Annotated in this window: 9 protein-coding genes and 4 tRNA genes; 5 read left to right on the forward strand and 8 right to left on the reverse strand. The window is 40.7% G+C overall.

Annotated elements, in window-relative coordinates:
- The first annotated feature begins 175 nt into the window (after window positions 1–175).
- The 5 genes from AB4153_RS12245 (at window position 176) to AB4153_RS12265 (ending at window position 2,909) form a co-directional block, all read left to right on the forward strand.
- A tRNA-Phe gene (locus AB4153_RS12245) sits at window positions 176–251 on the forward strand.
- Window positions 252–289: 38 nt separating this feature from the next.
- Window positions 290–365 (forward strand) — tRNA-Thr (locus AB4153_RS12250).
- A gap of 457 nt (window positions 366–822) precedes the next feature.
- A tRNA-Phe gene (locus tag AB4153_RS12255) sits at window positions 823–898 on the forward strand.
- 38 nt (window positions 899–936) lie between these two features.
- Window positions 937–1,012: transfer RNA gene (locus AB4153_RS12260), tRNA-Thr, on the forward strand.
- 406 nt (window positions 1,013–1,418) lie between these two features.
- Window positions 1,419–2,909, forward strand: coding sequence for an arylsulfatase (locus tag AB4153_RS12265; protein WP_371997775.1), 1,491 nt, complete (start codon window positions 1,419–1,421; stop codon window positions 2,907–2,909).
- Window positions 2,910–3,061: 152 nt separating this feature from the next.
- Here the strand turns inward: AB4153_RS12265 and nagP are convergent, their stop codons facing one another.
- The 8 genes from nagP to AB4153_RS12305 all read right to left on the reverse strand — a co-directional run bounded on the left by nagP (window position 3,062) and on the right by AB4153_RS12305 (window position 15,508).
- Window positions 3,062–4,363 carry an N-acetylglucosamine MFS transporter NagP gene (nagP, locus tag AB4153_RS12270; RefSeq protein ID WP_102528679.1) on the reverse strand — a complete coding sequence of 434 codons (1,302 nt, stop codon included), beginning with the start codon at window positions 4,361–4,363 and terminating at the stop codon, window positions 3,062–3,064.
- 276 nt (window positions 4,364–4,639) lie between these two features.
- Entirely contained in the window at window positions 4,640–5,752 is a 1,113-nt protein-coding gene (nagX, locus tag AB4153_RS12275) for a transmembrane glucosamine N-acetyltransferase NagX (RefSeq protein WP_102528687.1), read from the reverse strand.
- A gap of 100 nt (window positions 5,753–5,852) precedes the next feature.
- A complete protein-coding gene (gene nagA / locus AB4153_RS12280) occupies window positions 5,853–7,055 on the reverse strand; it encodes an N-acetylglucosamine-6-phosphate deacetylase (protein ID WP_102528680.1) in 1,203 nt (400 codons plus the stop codon).
- A 175-nt stretch (window positions 7,056–7,230) separates the two neighbouring features.
- Window positions 7,231–8,229 carry a glucosamine-6-phosphate deaminase NagB-II gene (gene nagB-II, locus AB4153_RS12285; protein WP_102528681.1) on the reverse strand — a complete coding sequence of 333 codons (999 nt, stop codon included), beginning with the start codon at window positions 8,227–8,229 and terminating at the stop codon, window positions 7,231–7,233.
- 180 nt (window positions 8,230–8,409) lie between these two features.
- Window positions 8,410–9,327, reverse strand: a complete 918-nt coding sequence (gene nagK / locus AB4153_RS12290; protein ID WP_248954560.1) for an N-acetylglucosamine kinase — start codon at window positions 9,325–9,327, stop codon at window positions 8,410–8,412.
- Window positions 9,328–9,661: 334 nt separating this feature from the next.
- Window positions 9,662–12,352: a family 20 glycosylhydrolase gene (locus AB4153_RS12295; protein WP_371997643.1), complete on the reverse strand. Its 2,691-nt coding sequence runs from the start codon at window positions 12,350–12,352 to the stop codon at window positions 9,662–9,664.
- 668 nt (window positions 12,353–13,020) lie between these two features.
- Window positions 13,021–13,725, reverse strand: a complete 705-nt coding sequence (locus AB4153_RS12300) for a SapC family protein (RefSeq protein ID WP_248954558.1) — start codon at window positions 13,723–13,725, stop codon at window positions 13,021–13,023.
- 253 nt (window positions 13,726–13,978) lie between these two features.
- Window positions 13,979–15,508, reverse strand: a complete 1,530-nt coding sequence (locus AB4153_RS12305; RefSeq protein ID WP_371997645.1) for a tryptophan halogenase family protein — start codon at window positions 15,506–15,508, stop codon at window positions 13,979–13,981.
- Window positions 15,509–15,581: the final 73 nt, after the last annotated feature.

A 15,581-nucleotide genomic window follows, 5' to 3' on the forward strand; every position in this document is an offset into this window, starting at 1 on the left:
AACCATCAAAAAAGCACCATTTTGGATACTAACTAAGCGAACAATTAAAAAGTTTTAAAAAACCACTTGCGTGTTTAAATCCATCCCTATAATATGTGCGCACTCCAAACGACACAGCCACTAACAAGTGAGTTAGCAGCTAGTTTGAAGTAGTTAACTAACGCTTAGTTTAGTTGCCCGAATAGCTCAGTCGGTAGAGCAGAGGATTGAAAATCCTCGTGTCCCTGGTTCGATTCCGGGTTCGGGCACCATCATTTAATTAATAGTGTTATCACTGTTAAAAAAATAAGCCGGCATAGCTCAGTTGGTAGAGCAACTGACTTGTAATCAGTAGGTCCCGAGTTCGACTCTTGGTGCCGGCACCATATACAGAACAGCCACTCAATAGAGTGGCTTTTTTGTATCTGTTTTTAGATAAAAACTCTAAAGCACTTATCTCATTTTCTTTATTCAACACTCAAGTCAAGTTAGCTAATTAATGCATACTCATATACTGGCTCTGAATAAGCACTTCAAAAAAAACCGCTTCAATATTAGTTAACATATGGTATTGCCTCTAGGTCATCATTAGCCGAGTAACAAACTACCTGTTCTCTGTAGCCTTCATGCTTCTATTTTTACCACGTAAGCTCCCCAAAGAGACATTTCATCGCTAGCTTGCATATTATATCGCCGCTTAAGCGCTGATTGGTTCAAAAGTGCTAAAAAGCACTTGCACGATGAGAACCATGACTATAGTATGTGCGCACTCCAAACGAGACAGGTGTTAACCACCAAGTATATTGTCAGTTTGAAGTAGATAACTAACGCTTTAGTTTAGTTGCCCGAATAGCTCAGTCGGTAGAGCAGAGGATTGAAAATCCTCGTGTCCCTGGTTCGATTCCGGGTTCGGGCACCACAATTTATTTAATAGTGTTGTCACTGTTAAAAAGATAAGCCGGCATAGCTCAGTTGGTAGAGCAACTGACTTGTAATCAGTAGGTCCCGAGTTCGACTCTTGGTGCCGGCACCATATACAAAACAGCCACTCAATAGAGTGGCTTTTTTGTGTCTAAAATTTGTCTCACAACTCACTCATACATAATTCAAATCAACGCCTAAGCAATTAAGTAAGCACCTTGGCAAACAACTCACCTTCCCTCATTCTGTTTTAATAGTGATCTAAATCTGTCATCAACCTGTATTGGTGACTAACTAGTCTTGCTTTAGCCACACTATCGCATCAGTGAAATATTTATTCATATTTACACTATATTTATGTAAACAACACTTATTACTACTTGTTGAATATCTAATTTAGCTGTTACGTTAATACTTAGTGTTGTTTATGTACTACTTCAATCTTCAAGTCATATAGGGAAATTAACATGGTTAGAATCAAGAAGTTCCTAGGAGTAACTACTGCAGTTACTATAGGTATGCTTTCAGCAAGCGCTGCTGCAGCCAGTAAGCCAAATATATTAGTTATATGGGGTGATGATATTGGCCAAGCCAATGTCAGTGCTTATACGTTTGGTTTGATGGGCTATAAAACACCTAACATTGATAGTATTGCTAAAGAAGGACTGATGTTTACCGATTACTACGGTGAGCAATCATGTACTGCAGGGCGCTCAACCTTTATCACTGGCCAAAGTGTTTTTAGAACAGGTTTAAGTAAAGTTGGACTTCCGGGTGCTGATATCGGCCTACAAGCTGAAGACGCGACTATCGCTGAAGTATTGAAACCTCTTGGTTATGCCACTGGTCAATTTGGTAAAAACCACCTTGGAGATAAGGATGAGTTTTTACCTACAGCGCATGGCTTTGATGAATTTTTAGGTAACTTGTACCATCTAAATGCTGAAGAAGAACCTGAGAATGTCGATTACCCAAAAGATCCTGAGTTTTTGAAAAAGTTCGGTCCACGTGGCGTTATCAAATCTACAGCTGACGGTAAAATTGAAGATACTGGCCCACTAAGTAAAAAAAGAATGGAAACCATTGATGACGAAACCGTCTCAGCAGCCCTTGATTTTATGGAAAAAAGCGTAAAATCTAAGAAGCCTTTCTTTGTCTGGTGGAATGCAACTCGTATGCATTTCCGCACTCACATCAAACCTGAGTTACAAGGCTCTAGTAGCTTAAGCAACTATGCTGACGGTATGGTTGAACATGATAACCATGTTGGTGAGCTGCTGAAAAAAGTAGATGACTTAGGCATTAAAGATAACACTATTGTGTTTTACTCAACTGATAATGGCCCGCATATGAACACTTGGCCAGATGCAGGTTTAACGCCATTTAGAAGTGAAAAAAATACCAGTTGGGAAGGCGCTTTCCGTGTTCCTGCTATGGTGAGATGGCCAGGGAATATTGAACCAGGTAGTGTATCCAACGAAATCATGCATCACATGGATTGGCTGCCAACATTCGCAGCTGCGGCTGGTGATACTAAAATTAAAGATAAACTCCTGAAAGGTTACAGCGCAAATGGTAAAAAGTTTAAAAACCATCTTGATGGTTATAACTTCCTACCTTACTTAACAGGTAAAGAGAAAGCGGGCCCACGTGAAGAAATTTTCTACTTTACTGATGATGGCGACTTGGCTGCACTACGTTATAAGAACTGGAAAGCAGTATTCTTAGAGCAGCGAGTAACAGGTACGCTTCAAATCTGGGCAGAACCTTTTGTTGAGTTACGTCTTCCTAAAATATTTAACCTGCGTATGGACCCATACGAAACAGCTGACCGTACCTCTAACACTTATTATGATTGGTTGATTGACCGTGCATATTTGTTAGTACCAGCGCAGGCTTATGTTGCTACTTTCCTTGAAACATTTAAGGAATACCCTCCAAGACAAAAAGCGGCAAGCTTCAGCTTGAAGCAAGTGATGGAGAAGTTAGAGCAACCTGCTAATCACTAATGTCGATTAATCACATCATCAATAAATGATGATTAATAATCAACAAAGCCACTCAATCGAGTGGCTTTTTATTGGATAAAATAAACTTGATTTAGATGACCTGACTTATCACTTCAGGACTAGAACTGTCACGTTTATCACTATCAAATGTCTTATTTCCAGCTCGTCATCTTATGACCTTTGACGGCATAGAATAAAATGAATAAGTAACATGGGATCATCACTAAGTAGCCGCCTTGCATACCAAGAGAAGTAGCAGAGCTTGTTAGCCCCCAAAACACAGGTCCAAAAGCGCCACCAGCAATACCCATAATCAGTAGCGCAGAACCGGTACTGGTTAACTTACCCATACCTGAGAGTGCTAAAGGCCATACTGCTGGCCACACGATAGCATTCGCTAGACCTAAAAATGCAATAAGCAGTAATGTATCTGGTAGTTCAGCTCCACCAAACGGCACTAATATTATATTAGCAATAGTAAAAGATTCACTGTCACCAAACACAATACCTAATGATAATATTACGCCTAGTATTGCGCTAATCAGTAACGCATTAGGCTGTGATATAAATCGAGGAATACAGATAATACCCAGCGTGTAACCTATCACCATACACACCATAGTGTATGAGGTCATTACCCCGTAATTTTCAACGCCTAAGGTTAACGCGTAGGTGCCAATGGTATCACCAGCAATCACTTCGACAGCAACGTATACAAATAATGCAACCACACCTAAAGCCAAGTTAGGACGAGCTAAGGCCTCTTTAATTTGCCCTTTCTCTGAACCTTCCTCTGCTTCTTGCTCCAATTCTGGCAAAGGTGATTTTTTCACTGCAAACGCTAATACACCAATGAATATCGCCATCCCTAAGTAAGGAAGGATTAAACTATTGGCCATTTCATCAATCTGTATTTGAGTTAAGGTCGTGCCAACACGGTCTTTAAAGCTATCTAGAATCAAAGCTGTAAATACCATTGGCGCAATAACACCAGCACCTTTATTTAAAATCCCCATCACACTCACACGCGCTGCAGCTGACTCTTCTGGGCCTAAGCGAACTACATAAGGATTAACCGCAGTTTGTAATAAAGTCTGCCCAGTCCCCATGACTAATTGCGCTAATAAGAACAATGGAAATATCTGAGTTTTAGCGGCTGGAATAAACAATAAGCCAGCGATCATCATGATCCCCATGCCTAAGGCCATGCCAGATTTATAGCCCACTTTACGTATAACCCATGCAGATGGCAGTGCAGTAAAGGTCACGGCAATATAGAAGGAAAATAAGATCAGTGAAGCTTGAAATGGGGTGAGTTGTAAAATCTGTTTAAGGTACGGCATCAATGAGCCGTTTAGCCAAGTGGCAAACCCGAGTACGAAAAAGAGAATGGCGACAATCGCCATCGGCAGTACACTGCTTTTTTGCTGGCTGTTATTCATTGTAGTTTCCATAAACCTGCTTCTTATTGTCATTAATATCTGGCAATAACCGCTCGTTACCGCCCCATATGTGTCTTATTGTTATTGAGGTTTTAGCATTGCTATGATGCCGAATTGTTAACTCATTTCATAGCAAATATGCAATTCATGTTAAAACATAAACACCACAAAGACAACGCTGTCATTCCTTTAACTGGTAGAACCATAACAAGTGAAAATCAGGCTTGAGAAATTACTAAACAAGCCAAGCACTTAAATCGCCACTAAAGCAGATAACTTCAGTCGCTCTTAAATTCTAATAAATATCTTACGTTGATATAGCCATAACAAGGCTAACCATTGCACAGCGAGTAAACTCAACACTGAGAGTAATTGTTGCCAACTAGCTGGTGCGGCATTGACTACACCACCAAATAGACTTTGAGCAAAATACTGCCAGTTCATTAAACTAGATGCGAGATAGATGATAATGGCATTCGTGCCAATCACTACAAATACCAACGACCATTTTTGCCACTTTAAGACATCCACGATGCCGTAGAAAATCGCTAAAAATACCATGCTCCAGCCAGACGTCACCAAAACAAAGCTGCTAGTCCATAAGTCTTTATTAACTGGAATGATCATATCAACTAACCAACCTAAACCAATTAATAATGCACCAACGAGCAATAGGGTTATGACTTTTACCCATTCGCCAGACAATTTGTTCAATGCTTGCTGCTGTTTTACGAGATACTGTCCGACAAAGACGCCAATTAAACCATTAACCACAGCAGGGAGTGTCGAAAGAATACCTTCAGGATCTAATGCTCGATTTTGATAGGAAATACCTGGAAGGAATAAGGTATCAATATATGCGTTTATACTCCCCGATTGAGTAAACTGGCCAGCTTGACCGTTAGGAAACGGCATGAATAATTGCAATAAGCCATAACCAATTAAAATGGCGAATGCGCTAATGATTTGAGTTCGTAAACTTGTGTGCCACACAAGCATTGCACCAATAAACCAAGCGAAACCAATACGTGCTAACACGCTTGCGTATCGGACCTGCTCAGGATCTACAGGCGCGCCAGTGCCCCAACCATGGTTATAAAGAACGCCTAATAAAATCAATAAACCAAGGCGTTTAAACGCATGGCGATATATGGGGGTACGTTGTGAAAGTGGTAACTTGTCTAACCTTTTAGGAGATAAGCCTAAAGCGACACCAGATAAGAAGATAAATAAAGGGAATATAACATCATAAAAAGTAAAACCATGCCATTGGCTGTGGTGCATTTGGCCATCAAACCATTGCCATCCACTCCAGCCCGTTAACACGAGTAATGCAGCAAATAAGCCTTCACCACCTAAAATCCAAAACATGTCAAAACCACGAAGAGCATCAAGTGACATAAGACGCGGTTTAGACGGCTTACTGGCTTTTGTGTTTGCGCTTACGTCTTGGCCTTCTTGAACATTAGTTAAAGGTTGCGATGTGAGTGGGCTAGGCATCTTAAACACCTTGAGCGTTAGATTCTGTGTAAGCAACGTCGCTATAAATCAGCTCACCCTTGATGTAAGTTTGACTCACTGTCTGTTGCGAATTAAGCAGAACAAAGTCGGCTTGCTGACCAACAGCAATTTTGCCTAGTTCTGTTTTATTAAGGTATTGAGCAGGATAAAGTGATGCCATTCTAAGTGCTTCTTCATGAGATAAACCTAGCATACTGACACTGTTATTAACTGCTCCCACCATATCTAACACACAACCAGCCAGTTCACCTGACTTTGCATTAAGCCTATCGCCTTGTCTAATGACCTCAGTGCCAAATAGTTCAAAACTGGCATTATCATCCATGCCGACCGGCGGCATAGCGTCTGTGACCAGCATGACTTTTCCTTGCGGTTTAGCGTTAATTGCTACTTTCGCTGTCGCGCTGTGGACATGGTGACCATCGACAATTAAACCACACCACGCATGTTCGCTTTCTAACGCCGCGCCCACCATGCCTGGCTCTCTTGAACCGAAACCAGACATTGCATTAAATAAATGAGTAAAGCCGTCAGCTCCAGCTTCTAGTGCCGCTACAACCGTATCGTAATCGGCATTTGAATGACCTAAACACACTTTAACATCATGTGAGACTAAGGTTTTTATCACCTCAGCAGACACATTTTCAGGGGCTAAAGTCACCACTTTAATACCTAAATCTTTGCGAGCAAAAATCGCTAACTCTTCATCAGAAATGGTTCGAATGAACGATTGAGGATGAACCCCCTTTTTCGGCACACTTAAATGCGGTCCTTCAAAGTGAATCCCTAATACGCCGACAGTTTTTGATGCAATCGCTTCAGCAACTGCATCCGCCGCTTTTGCCATGACTTCAACTTTATCTGTAATAAGTGTCGGTAAAAAGCCTGTGGTGCCGAACTTGGAATGGGCCGCACCGATCGTTTTAATGCAATCTAGCGTAGGCTGAGCATTAAACAGTGCCCCGCCGCCGCCATTTACTTGCACATCAACAAATCCTGGTACCAATTTACCCTGTAAATGAGTCACATTCTCTAAAGCGTATTCATCCACTAACTGTAAATCTAGACCGGTATCTGCAATGTGATTAATTGCTGAAATGACACCGTTTTCAACGGTTATCGCAGCTCTTGGCTGAAACAGTTCGCCATCAAAATATTTATCTACAATCAGAGTTTGCTTCATAGTGTGTCTCTTTAGGGCACTTATTAACTTTGTTAAACCTAACGTTGCTAAACCTAACGTTCTTATACTTAAGTTTGGTTCAGCTCAGTACAGGACAGTCCAGTACAGTACAGTACAGTACAGTACAGTACAGTCCAGTACAGTCCAGTACAGTACAGTACAGTGAAAATTTAATTTACAGGGTTTGAGTGACTTTTTTAAGCCCTTCAGGCTGATCTGGGTCAATACCTCGTGCAACTGCTACAGCAGCAACATCAATGTAAAAGCGTTGCAATAATGCTAATGGAGCAACACGTGGATGAATATCTTTTGAGGTTTGATTTAAATGCACTAAGTCTGCGCCGCGCTGAGACACATTTTCAATCTGCTCAATATGGCTTTCGTAAGATTCATCGTTGATGCAAGCATCGACAATCGCAAGTTTCTTCTCAACCAGTGTCACTGGTCCATGTAAAAACTCAGCACTACTGAAAGATTCGGCATGAATAGAGCAAACTTCTTTCATTTTAAGTGCAATTTCTTTTGTCACGGCATAACCTAATCCACGGCCGAGTACCACTAAATTATTCACACCCTCTAATGATTCTGGTGTTAACTGAGGCGCTGAATCAACAGCCGTTTGAAGTGCAGATGGCATTGAATCAACTGCAGCAGCTAATGACTCGCTTTGAGTCCATTCAGCTGTTAATTGAACAATGGCAGATAACGTCGCTAAATAGCTTTTAGTTGCTGCTACCGCTTTTTCTTCACCTGCACGCAGTGGCAGTACAACATCGACAATATCTTTAATCGGTGCTGTTTCATCATTCACAAGAGCCACGCAAAATGCGCCTGCATTTTTAGCCATTCTTGCTTGGGCTAAAATGTCAGGGCTACGGCCTGACTGAGAGATAACAATGACGAGTCCGCCTTCAAGCTGTAATGACTTACCATATACACTGGCAACTGACGGCGCCGCGGCAAAAGTAGGAATACCCACTTCAATCTCAAACAAATACTTAGCAAATACACCTGCATGATCTGATGAACCACGACCCACTATCATCACAAATTTAGGTTTGAAAGCACGTAGTTTTTCACCAAGTTCTTTCGTTAAGCCAGCATTAGCAGCAAGTTGATCAGCAATTTTTTGTGGTGCAGAGCGAGCTTCTAGCTCCATAATTGTATCTGTCATCGGTTTAACCCTATTAATGATTGTGAGTAAGGTGCAATGGTGCAGCCTACAGATGTTTAAATATGATGATTAAGTTTGTCGCTTAAGTTTGTCGTATAAGTTTTTGCTTAAGTCTGGCGCATAAGTTTTTCGCAAAGTTTTAGTGATTCACCGCGATTGGTTAGCGGTCTGCACTTGGTATTAAGACACTTCGCGGTTATGTTGTTGAGCTGCAAATTCTTGACGCGCAAAAAGTATTGCGCCGATTTCTGGCGGTGAAATAGCAAGCTCAACCCTAGCGACAACATCTTTATCAAGCCAGACAGCTAAAGGTTCAGCTAGGCCACCTATCATTGAAAAGCGTGTTGGTTGCAATGCAAAAAGCTTGCGAGCCATGTTGCTAATGTATTTTGCGCCTTGTTTAACAATTGAAATGGCAACTGCATCACCTTGCTCTGCCTGTTGTAATACAATGCGAGCTAATTGGGCATAGGTACTTGAAGACTGGCCTGCAAGATTCTCAACCAGTCCCATTGCATCAGTTACATTAAAGTGAGCTAAAAGAGGCTGAGTTAATTGAGTGTCTTCGGCAAAGCCATCAAGGTTTAATAGCACGTGCTCGGCAGCTTGTTGGCCTAACCACGCTCCACTCCCCTTGTCTCCTAAAGCAAAACCATGGCCGCCAATTAATAGATTTTGGTTACCAACATGTGCATAACCGCAAGAGCCTGTGCCAGTGATAATTACCGCACCATCGTTGCCTTCATGGGCACCGATACAGGCAGTATGTAAATCTGTTGTCAGATACATTTTGGCAAAAGGATGCTGCCATTGGTTAACAAGGTCATATAAACGCGGCACGTTAACCCCTGCTAAGCCAAGACCAGCAACTAGCGTGCTAACAGCATCAGGGTTAAGTTTGGCATCAGAAATGGCCAGTTGAGTAGAAGCAAGAATAGATTCGAAGGTTTGCTCTAAGCCATGTAATGGATTAGCTCTACCAGCGACACCAGTTCCTATCACACCTCTTTGAGGACAAAATATTGTTGCGCGGCATTTACTACCACCACCATCGATGCCAATAAAAAGCTGTGATTCAGTTTGCAAGTTAACGCCCATGACATCCCTCTTATCTCTTCTATTTAAGCCGTGTTAAGCAGCGTTATTCAAACGCTAAATAAACAACAGTATTCGAAAATACCCACGATACGGCTGGCTTCCTGAATAAGTTAACTTAATGTTACACCACAAATGACAGCGTTGTCATTTGTTTTTTAACAATGAAACTACAATGATGCTATATAACAAGCTAAGCGACTGTTTACAAATAACAATCTCATTATAATAAAAATATAAAAATGAGTGATTTACTCATATTAAAGACATAAAAAAGGCGTTAACAATCTGTTTAACGCCTTATGTAATCGGTATGCAAGTGTAGGTTGGTATTTATCTAGCTATTAGATAAACTCAAACTTCTACCTTTTCTGTTGCCATCTGGTGATATTGTGCGAACCTCAACCTCACCAGTCACTTCAACGGGTTGCTTGAACAGAGTCCAGACGCCTCTTTGGTCTCGATATTCAATCTGTAAGCCTGGAAAAGCAATATTGGTGTGCAGCTTTCCATCAATCACTTTAGCGCCCACTGTCGGTAGTCGATAAGCAATGTTGGCTTTGTCGAGTTTAGCGAATTCTTTTTGCCCGAGCGTGTTTGCTAATTCATTCCATTGCTGTTGTTGTTTTGCCCGTAGTTCTGCAGTAAAGAAGCCTGAATTAGCATCATAAACAACACCTGAATATTGATAAGGCACTTCCCAATCAGCTTGATGCCAAGCTTTCTCAGCAAGCATTAAGACTCTTGGATAGATCATGTATTCTGCAACATCATCACTTCGAACAGTTTCACTCCACAGTTGACCTTGAATACCGCTAAAGCCTTTCCCTTGCTGTAGTGGACCCGATATCACTTTACCTGTCTCATCTTTCTTAACGGTGTCATCTGCAGTAAATGGGTTACCTTCAATGTCTTGCCACTGTTCAGCATTTGCGGGCAAGTTGTCTGGCATAAAGTTGAAAATCTTTTGACTATTTTGAGCTCGGCCTGCCCAGTAATAACCGTGTTCTTTAGGGTCCGCTTCATAAGGGAAATCAAAGTACAGTACTTCTGGGGTTGAAAGGACGGCATCCCAACCGAGATTTGCCTGTTTGTGCGCTAGTCTGTAGCCATCATGGGAGATAACATCCCAGATATTACTTTGGCTTTTAGCTGGCATGTTCGCTGGATTAGTATGGCTCATGCCATCACTCCAGCCCGCTGGTTCGATTCCTTTAGCTGCTAATGAATTAGATAAGCGTTCGATAAAGTAGGCTCCTAAGTCATCAACTGACGTCACACCTTTATCGTTATTGGCAACAAACGTAAGGCACTGGGGTGATTGCTTCCAAGCACCAGCGGTTTCATCTGCGCCAATGTGATAACGATGCAAAGGATGATTGGCTTGTTGGTGCAATTTAGCGATCTCGCGGATCACTTTATCAACAAAGTGGAACGTTGACTCCATGCAAACATTTAAAGTGTTGTCACTGTAATATTGCACTGATGAATACACCGTTTTATCGTTAGCGTCTGAGAGTAAATATTCGTTTGCCGCAGCTTCGTTCCCTGCCGCCATCAATTTACGATAGCGTGCTTCCATTGATTTTATCGCAGCGCGTGAATGCCCAGGCATATCCATTGATGGGATCACTTCTACCTGACGAGCCGTAGCATATTGGAGTATTTCGATATAGTCAGCTTTAGAATAAAAGCCGTTAACTTTACTATCTGCAAATGGGCCACTGCCTAACTGTGGGATCAAGCATGTTGTTTCAGTTAAATCGTGGCAGCGCTTACTGCCTATATCTGTTAGTTCTGGTAGTCCGTCAATCTCTAATCTCCAGCCTTCATCATCAGCCATATGCAAATGCAGCTTATTGAGTTTATAGGCCGCCATTTGATCGATTAAATCTAAGATCATTTGTTTGCTATGGAAGTTTCGTGCGACATCTACGTGCATGCCACGAAAATCATAACGAGGACTATCTTTAATTTCTAAGGTGTTAAGACTTAAGTCATCAGGTGTGATTAACGCAGCGATTGATGCGATGCCGTATGAGAATCCAGCTTCATCTGATGCGCTAATCACAATCTCATCTTTTGCGACAGCTAACTGATAGCTCTCAGGTACATTGATATCATTGACCGTATTTAAGGATAACTTAATACCTGAGTCACTCGCATTAACACCTAAGCGCGATAGTCGATTTAATGCCGCAGCAACAGAGCTTGGCTTAACCTGATTATATAAAACGTTAATGCCTTGGGCTAAATCCACAGGTTTATCTGTCGAGGTTACATTTACAGATGCTGGTGTTGGTATAATACGGTTGTCAATCACTTGATTGTTCAGAGAAACCTGCTGGTTTGTTTCAAATAACACTTCAGCTTTTGCCCACACTAATTGATCTTTATCAGTGCGGCGATACTGCCTCTTGGCATCTGTAAAAGCTTCAACGTAAGGTCTTTGCTCCATGCCTGTTTCAGCATCAATTGAAACTTGTGTACTCGTTATGATTGCTGGCGTTAACCCCTCAACCACAATGTAATAGTTTGGCATTGGATCCGTTTCAGATAATTGCCATAACTCGCCTCTAAAACCAAGGGTTTTAGTCTCCCCAGCTTTGAAGCCAGTAAACTGATCTGTAGGGGATATTTGATGTAGATCCCCCTGCACTCGAGTAATTGCAAACTCTGGGGTTAACACATCCTGAACGGGACGCATTTGGCTATAAAATATTGACCAATTGGTATCGTTAATATTGTCAGTGCTAGTAAAGTCGATTTCAGCGATAAAGCAGCGTTGATCTTTTTGCGCTTCTGAACAAGCTTCATCTGGCACATTACTCACCATGCGATAAGTAACATCAAGCTTTTGTGCAAACTCATTAAGTGCTGCTTGAGTCCAACTATGATTAACAGCACTTGCTATTGATGCAGTTTGCACATCAGGCTTAACTTGTGAGGATTTATCTGAAGATGAATGCTGACAACCAACCACCCCTAATGACAATAATAAAGCTGATGCAATGATAGTCTTATTCATAAATTCCTCAGTTATCCCTGGTTATGTCTAAAGCCAACAGCTCGGTGAGCCTTAAGCATAATGGCTTTAATACTAAAACTTTAAGCGTAAATCTAATAGCATTAAGCCTAGTGGCTTTAAGCGTAATAATTTTAAGCACAATTGAATTAGGTCTACACATAATACTTTTAATCAATATCTAGTTTTATCAAATAACAGGCTGATATAAGGCTGTTTATTATAAAAAAGATAAAAAAATAGCTGGGAACCATAGGATGAACCCAGCTTATACTCGTTTCTGGGGAGAGACTAAAAGTATAAAAATAATTGTACCTCGCCCGACCGAAATACAATTAAAACATGGACAAAAGACCTCTTCCTTACCCATGTGGACCTTAAAACAACGAATCACACAAGCGATGACAACGCTGTCATTAGTAATCTACAGAAATAAATTTTAGATTTCTACACTTTTTTAATAAATAGCTACAGTTATTTAACAATAAGTATTTTATACAAATTAAAACAGAGACTTAAGGGGGGTTAATTTATTAAAATAAACTGAAATGTATGAAACTTTACGAGTGCTAAGGTTGTTTAATATTGCAGATGAAAAGTCAGTCAATAAAAAAGGCATTGCTAACTACTATTAATAAGTAGTTCACAATGCCTTCTTTGATGCGCAAAGATTAAGCCTTAGACATAATCTCAGTGCGAGCTAAACGATTAACTTGATTTAGCGATGATAGGTGGCCATAGATAGGACCTAGTAAACCGCGCTTTCTAAGTTCTAAATAATCTTCATCAGAAAGCTCATTCAGCTTAGCTTCATCAATTAGGTATAAACCATTGATATTACGCTTTTCACCAGCAACATCTACTGTCAACGTTTGTGTGGTGAGTAATTCTTTTTCAGCTAAGAAACCTAAGATATTACGGCTAGCTTGGTCTTGCTCAAAATGCGCAATTAACGCTTTTTTACGGCTTTCTAAGTATTCAGTTTCTTTCTCGCCTTCGAATAATGCTTGGCCTTCAGTTTTACTGACTTCAGCAGCTTCTTCACGGATACCGATCCAAACTTTATCTTTGATATCTGGATTAAGTACAAGGCCAAGTGGGTAGTCACGAACAACAGCAGGAATATAAAGACCTTGCCACTTACCATCTTTAACACTTAAGTTTTGACCAGGTTTAAGACCTAGCATTGCAACAGCTTGAAACTCGCCATTGTCACTATTTTTAACGAATACAATTGGGTATTCAGTGGCTGCACGACCAATTTCGTGCAAAGTTACTGGAACAATATGCTGATCTTCAACATGTTTGTAGCTTGATGGAGTGATTTTTAAATCACCGTGTTTTGCGTGTTCAAGTAACGTAATTTGGTTAGACATCTTGGCTCCTTCAGGCGCTTCTAATCAATAATGATTTACATAAAAAATTCGGGATTCAGGTCCCTTTTTGTTTAAAATTTTAGCTTTAACTTTCGCTTGTAGATTAAAATATAAATCCCAAAATTTTTAAATGACGCCTTATCAACTTTCAGTAAGTCAATACGCAATAAAGCTCATTATCATTTAATCTGCTGCTAACGTTACCGTATAGAGAAATAAAGTACCACCAGCTATATAGATTTATTGGGGTTGTTTAGATTGTTTTCAAGCCAAACTGATTAATTTTATTTAATAGCGCCCGATGCTCAGGTAATTCAGCAGCTAAAGATTGGCCAATCTGCTGAATTCGAGCCACTTGCTGTTTAGCAGTGTTGCAATAGAGGCGATCGAGTTGAGATGATTGAGTTTGGTATTTCATTCCATAAAGTACATACAAATAATTATCGATATTGAACACTTCAAAGCGAGAAAACAAATCATCAGTTATTGGGCTATAGTCTTGCCATAACATCATTTTTTGCTTCAACGCTTCAGGGATAGAATCCGGATGTCGGTTATCAATCCAGAAATCAGAATCAGTTCTGTCCGAAATGCAATAATGCAGTTTGGCAAATTCAACAACTCGTTCCCATGCATAAGTCATGGTGTCGTTAAATCGCGCTGATAAACTCGGCATTTGCCCCATGGTTTGCGGCAAGCGCTTAGCTAAATAACCTGCTGCAAAGTCTGTTAGTAAAATAGATGTCGCTTCAATGGGCTCTAAAAAACCTTGAGCAAGACCAAGCGCTACACAGTTTTTAAACCAAAACTGCTCTCGGTAACCTACTTTCATTGGGATTTCACGGGACTCTAGATTGGCTAACTTGCCACCTAAATAACGATCGAACTTCTTTTCAGCTTCCGCTGATGACATATGATTATCTGAATAAACAAACCCTGTTCCACGTCGCTCTGGTAATGCAATATCCCAAATCCAACCCGCCTGATGTGCTGTGGCGATGGTGTAAGGCGGAATAGCATCCTCTGTTGTTATTGGCACTTGTGCCACTATCGCCTTATTAACAAATAATTGTTTCGATTTATCAACAAAAGGAACCTTAAGTTTCTTAGCTAACAGAATCGATTCGAAACCGCTGCAATCAATATAGAAATCAAATTTCAAATCGCCGAATTTATCAGTTTTCAATTGCGTTAAGTTACCCTGCTGATCGATATCCGCATCGAGAACGTTTGCATGCAAATGTTTTACACCAAATTTTGTAGTCGCATTGCCAGCGAGTAATTTGGCGAACTTGGCAGCATTAAGATGATAGGCATAACTCACTTTGCCACTGTATTCTGGCGTAGTAATTAATTTAGGTGCTTTGAGTGACTCGCAAATATAGTGTTGCGGTGATACAGCTTGAGAAAAGGCTTGCTCTGATGCTTGATTAAGCCAGTAATCAGTTAAGTCAGTACCAAGAGGACTGGGAACATCAAATAGGTGGTGGTAGCTGTTACCCACGCCATGTTTATGCTTGTCTAACCAATTACAAAACTTAATAGATTGCTTAAAACTGACATCACAATCACGAATAAAGTCCGTTTCTCGAATACCAAAGCTTTGTAGTGACTGCTTAATAGCAGGTACTGTTCCTTCACCGACACCGATAGTTGGAATATCGGGAGACTCAATTAATGTCACTTTCACATTTGGAAGTAACTGTGCAGCTTTTCCGATATGATTTGCCGCTAGCCATCCAGCTGTTCCACCACCAATTATGACAATGTGCTGTACTTCCATATCGACCTCATATTTTATTATTATTTTTGTTATTAAAATAAAAAGCCTAGCAATTTGCTAGGCTTTTTATCAA

Origin of the sequence: Shewanella sp. 10N.286.52.E4, assembly GCF_041468785.1 — a bacterium.
GTDB classification, from domain to species: Bacteria; Pseudomonadota; Gammaproteobacteria; order Enterobacterales; family Shewanellaceae; genus Shewanella; species Shewanella electrodiphila.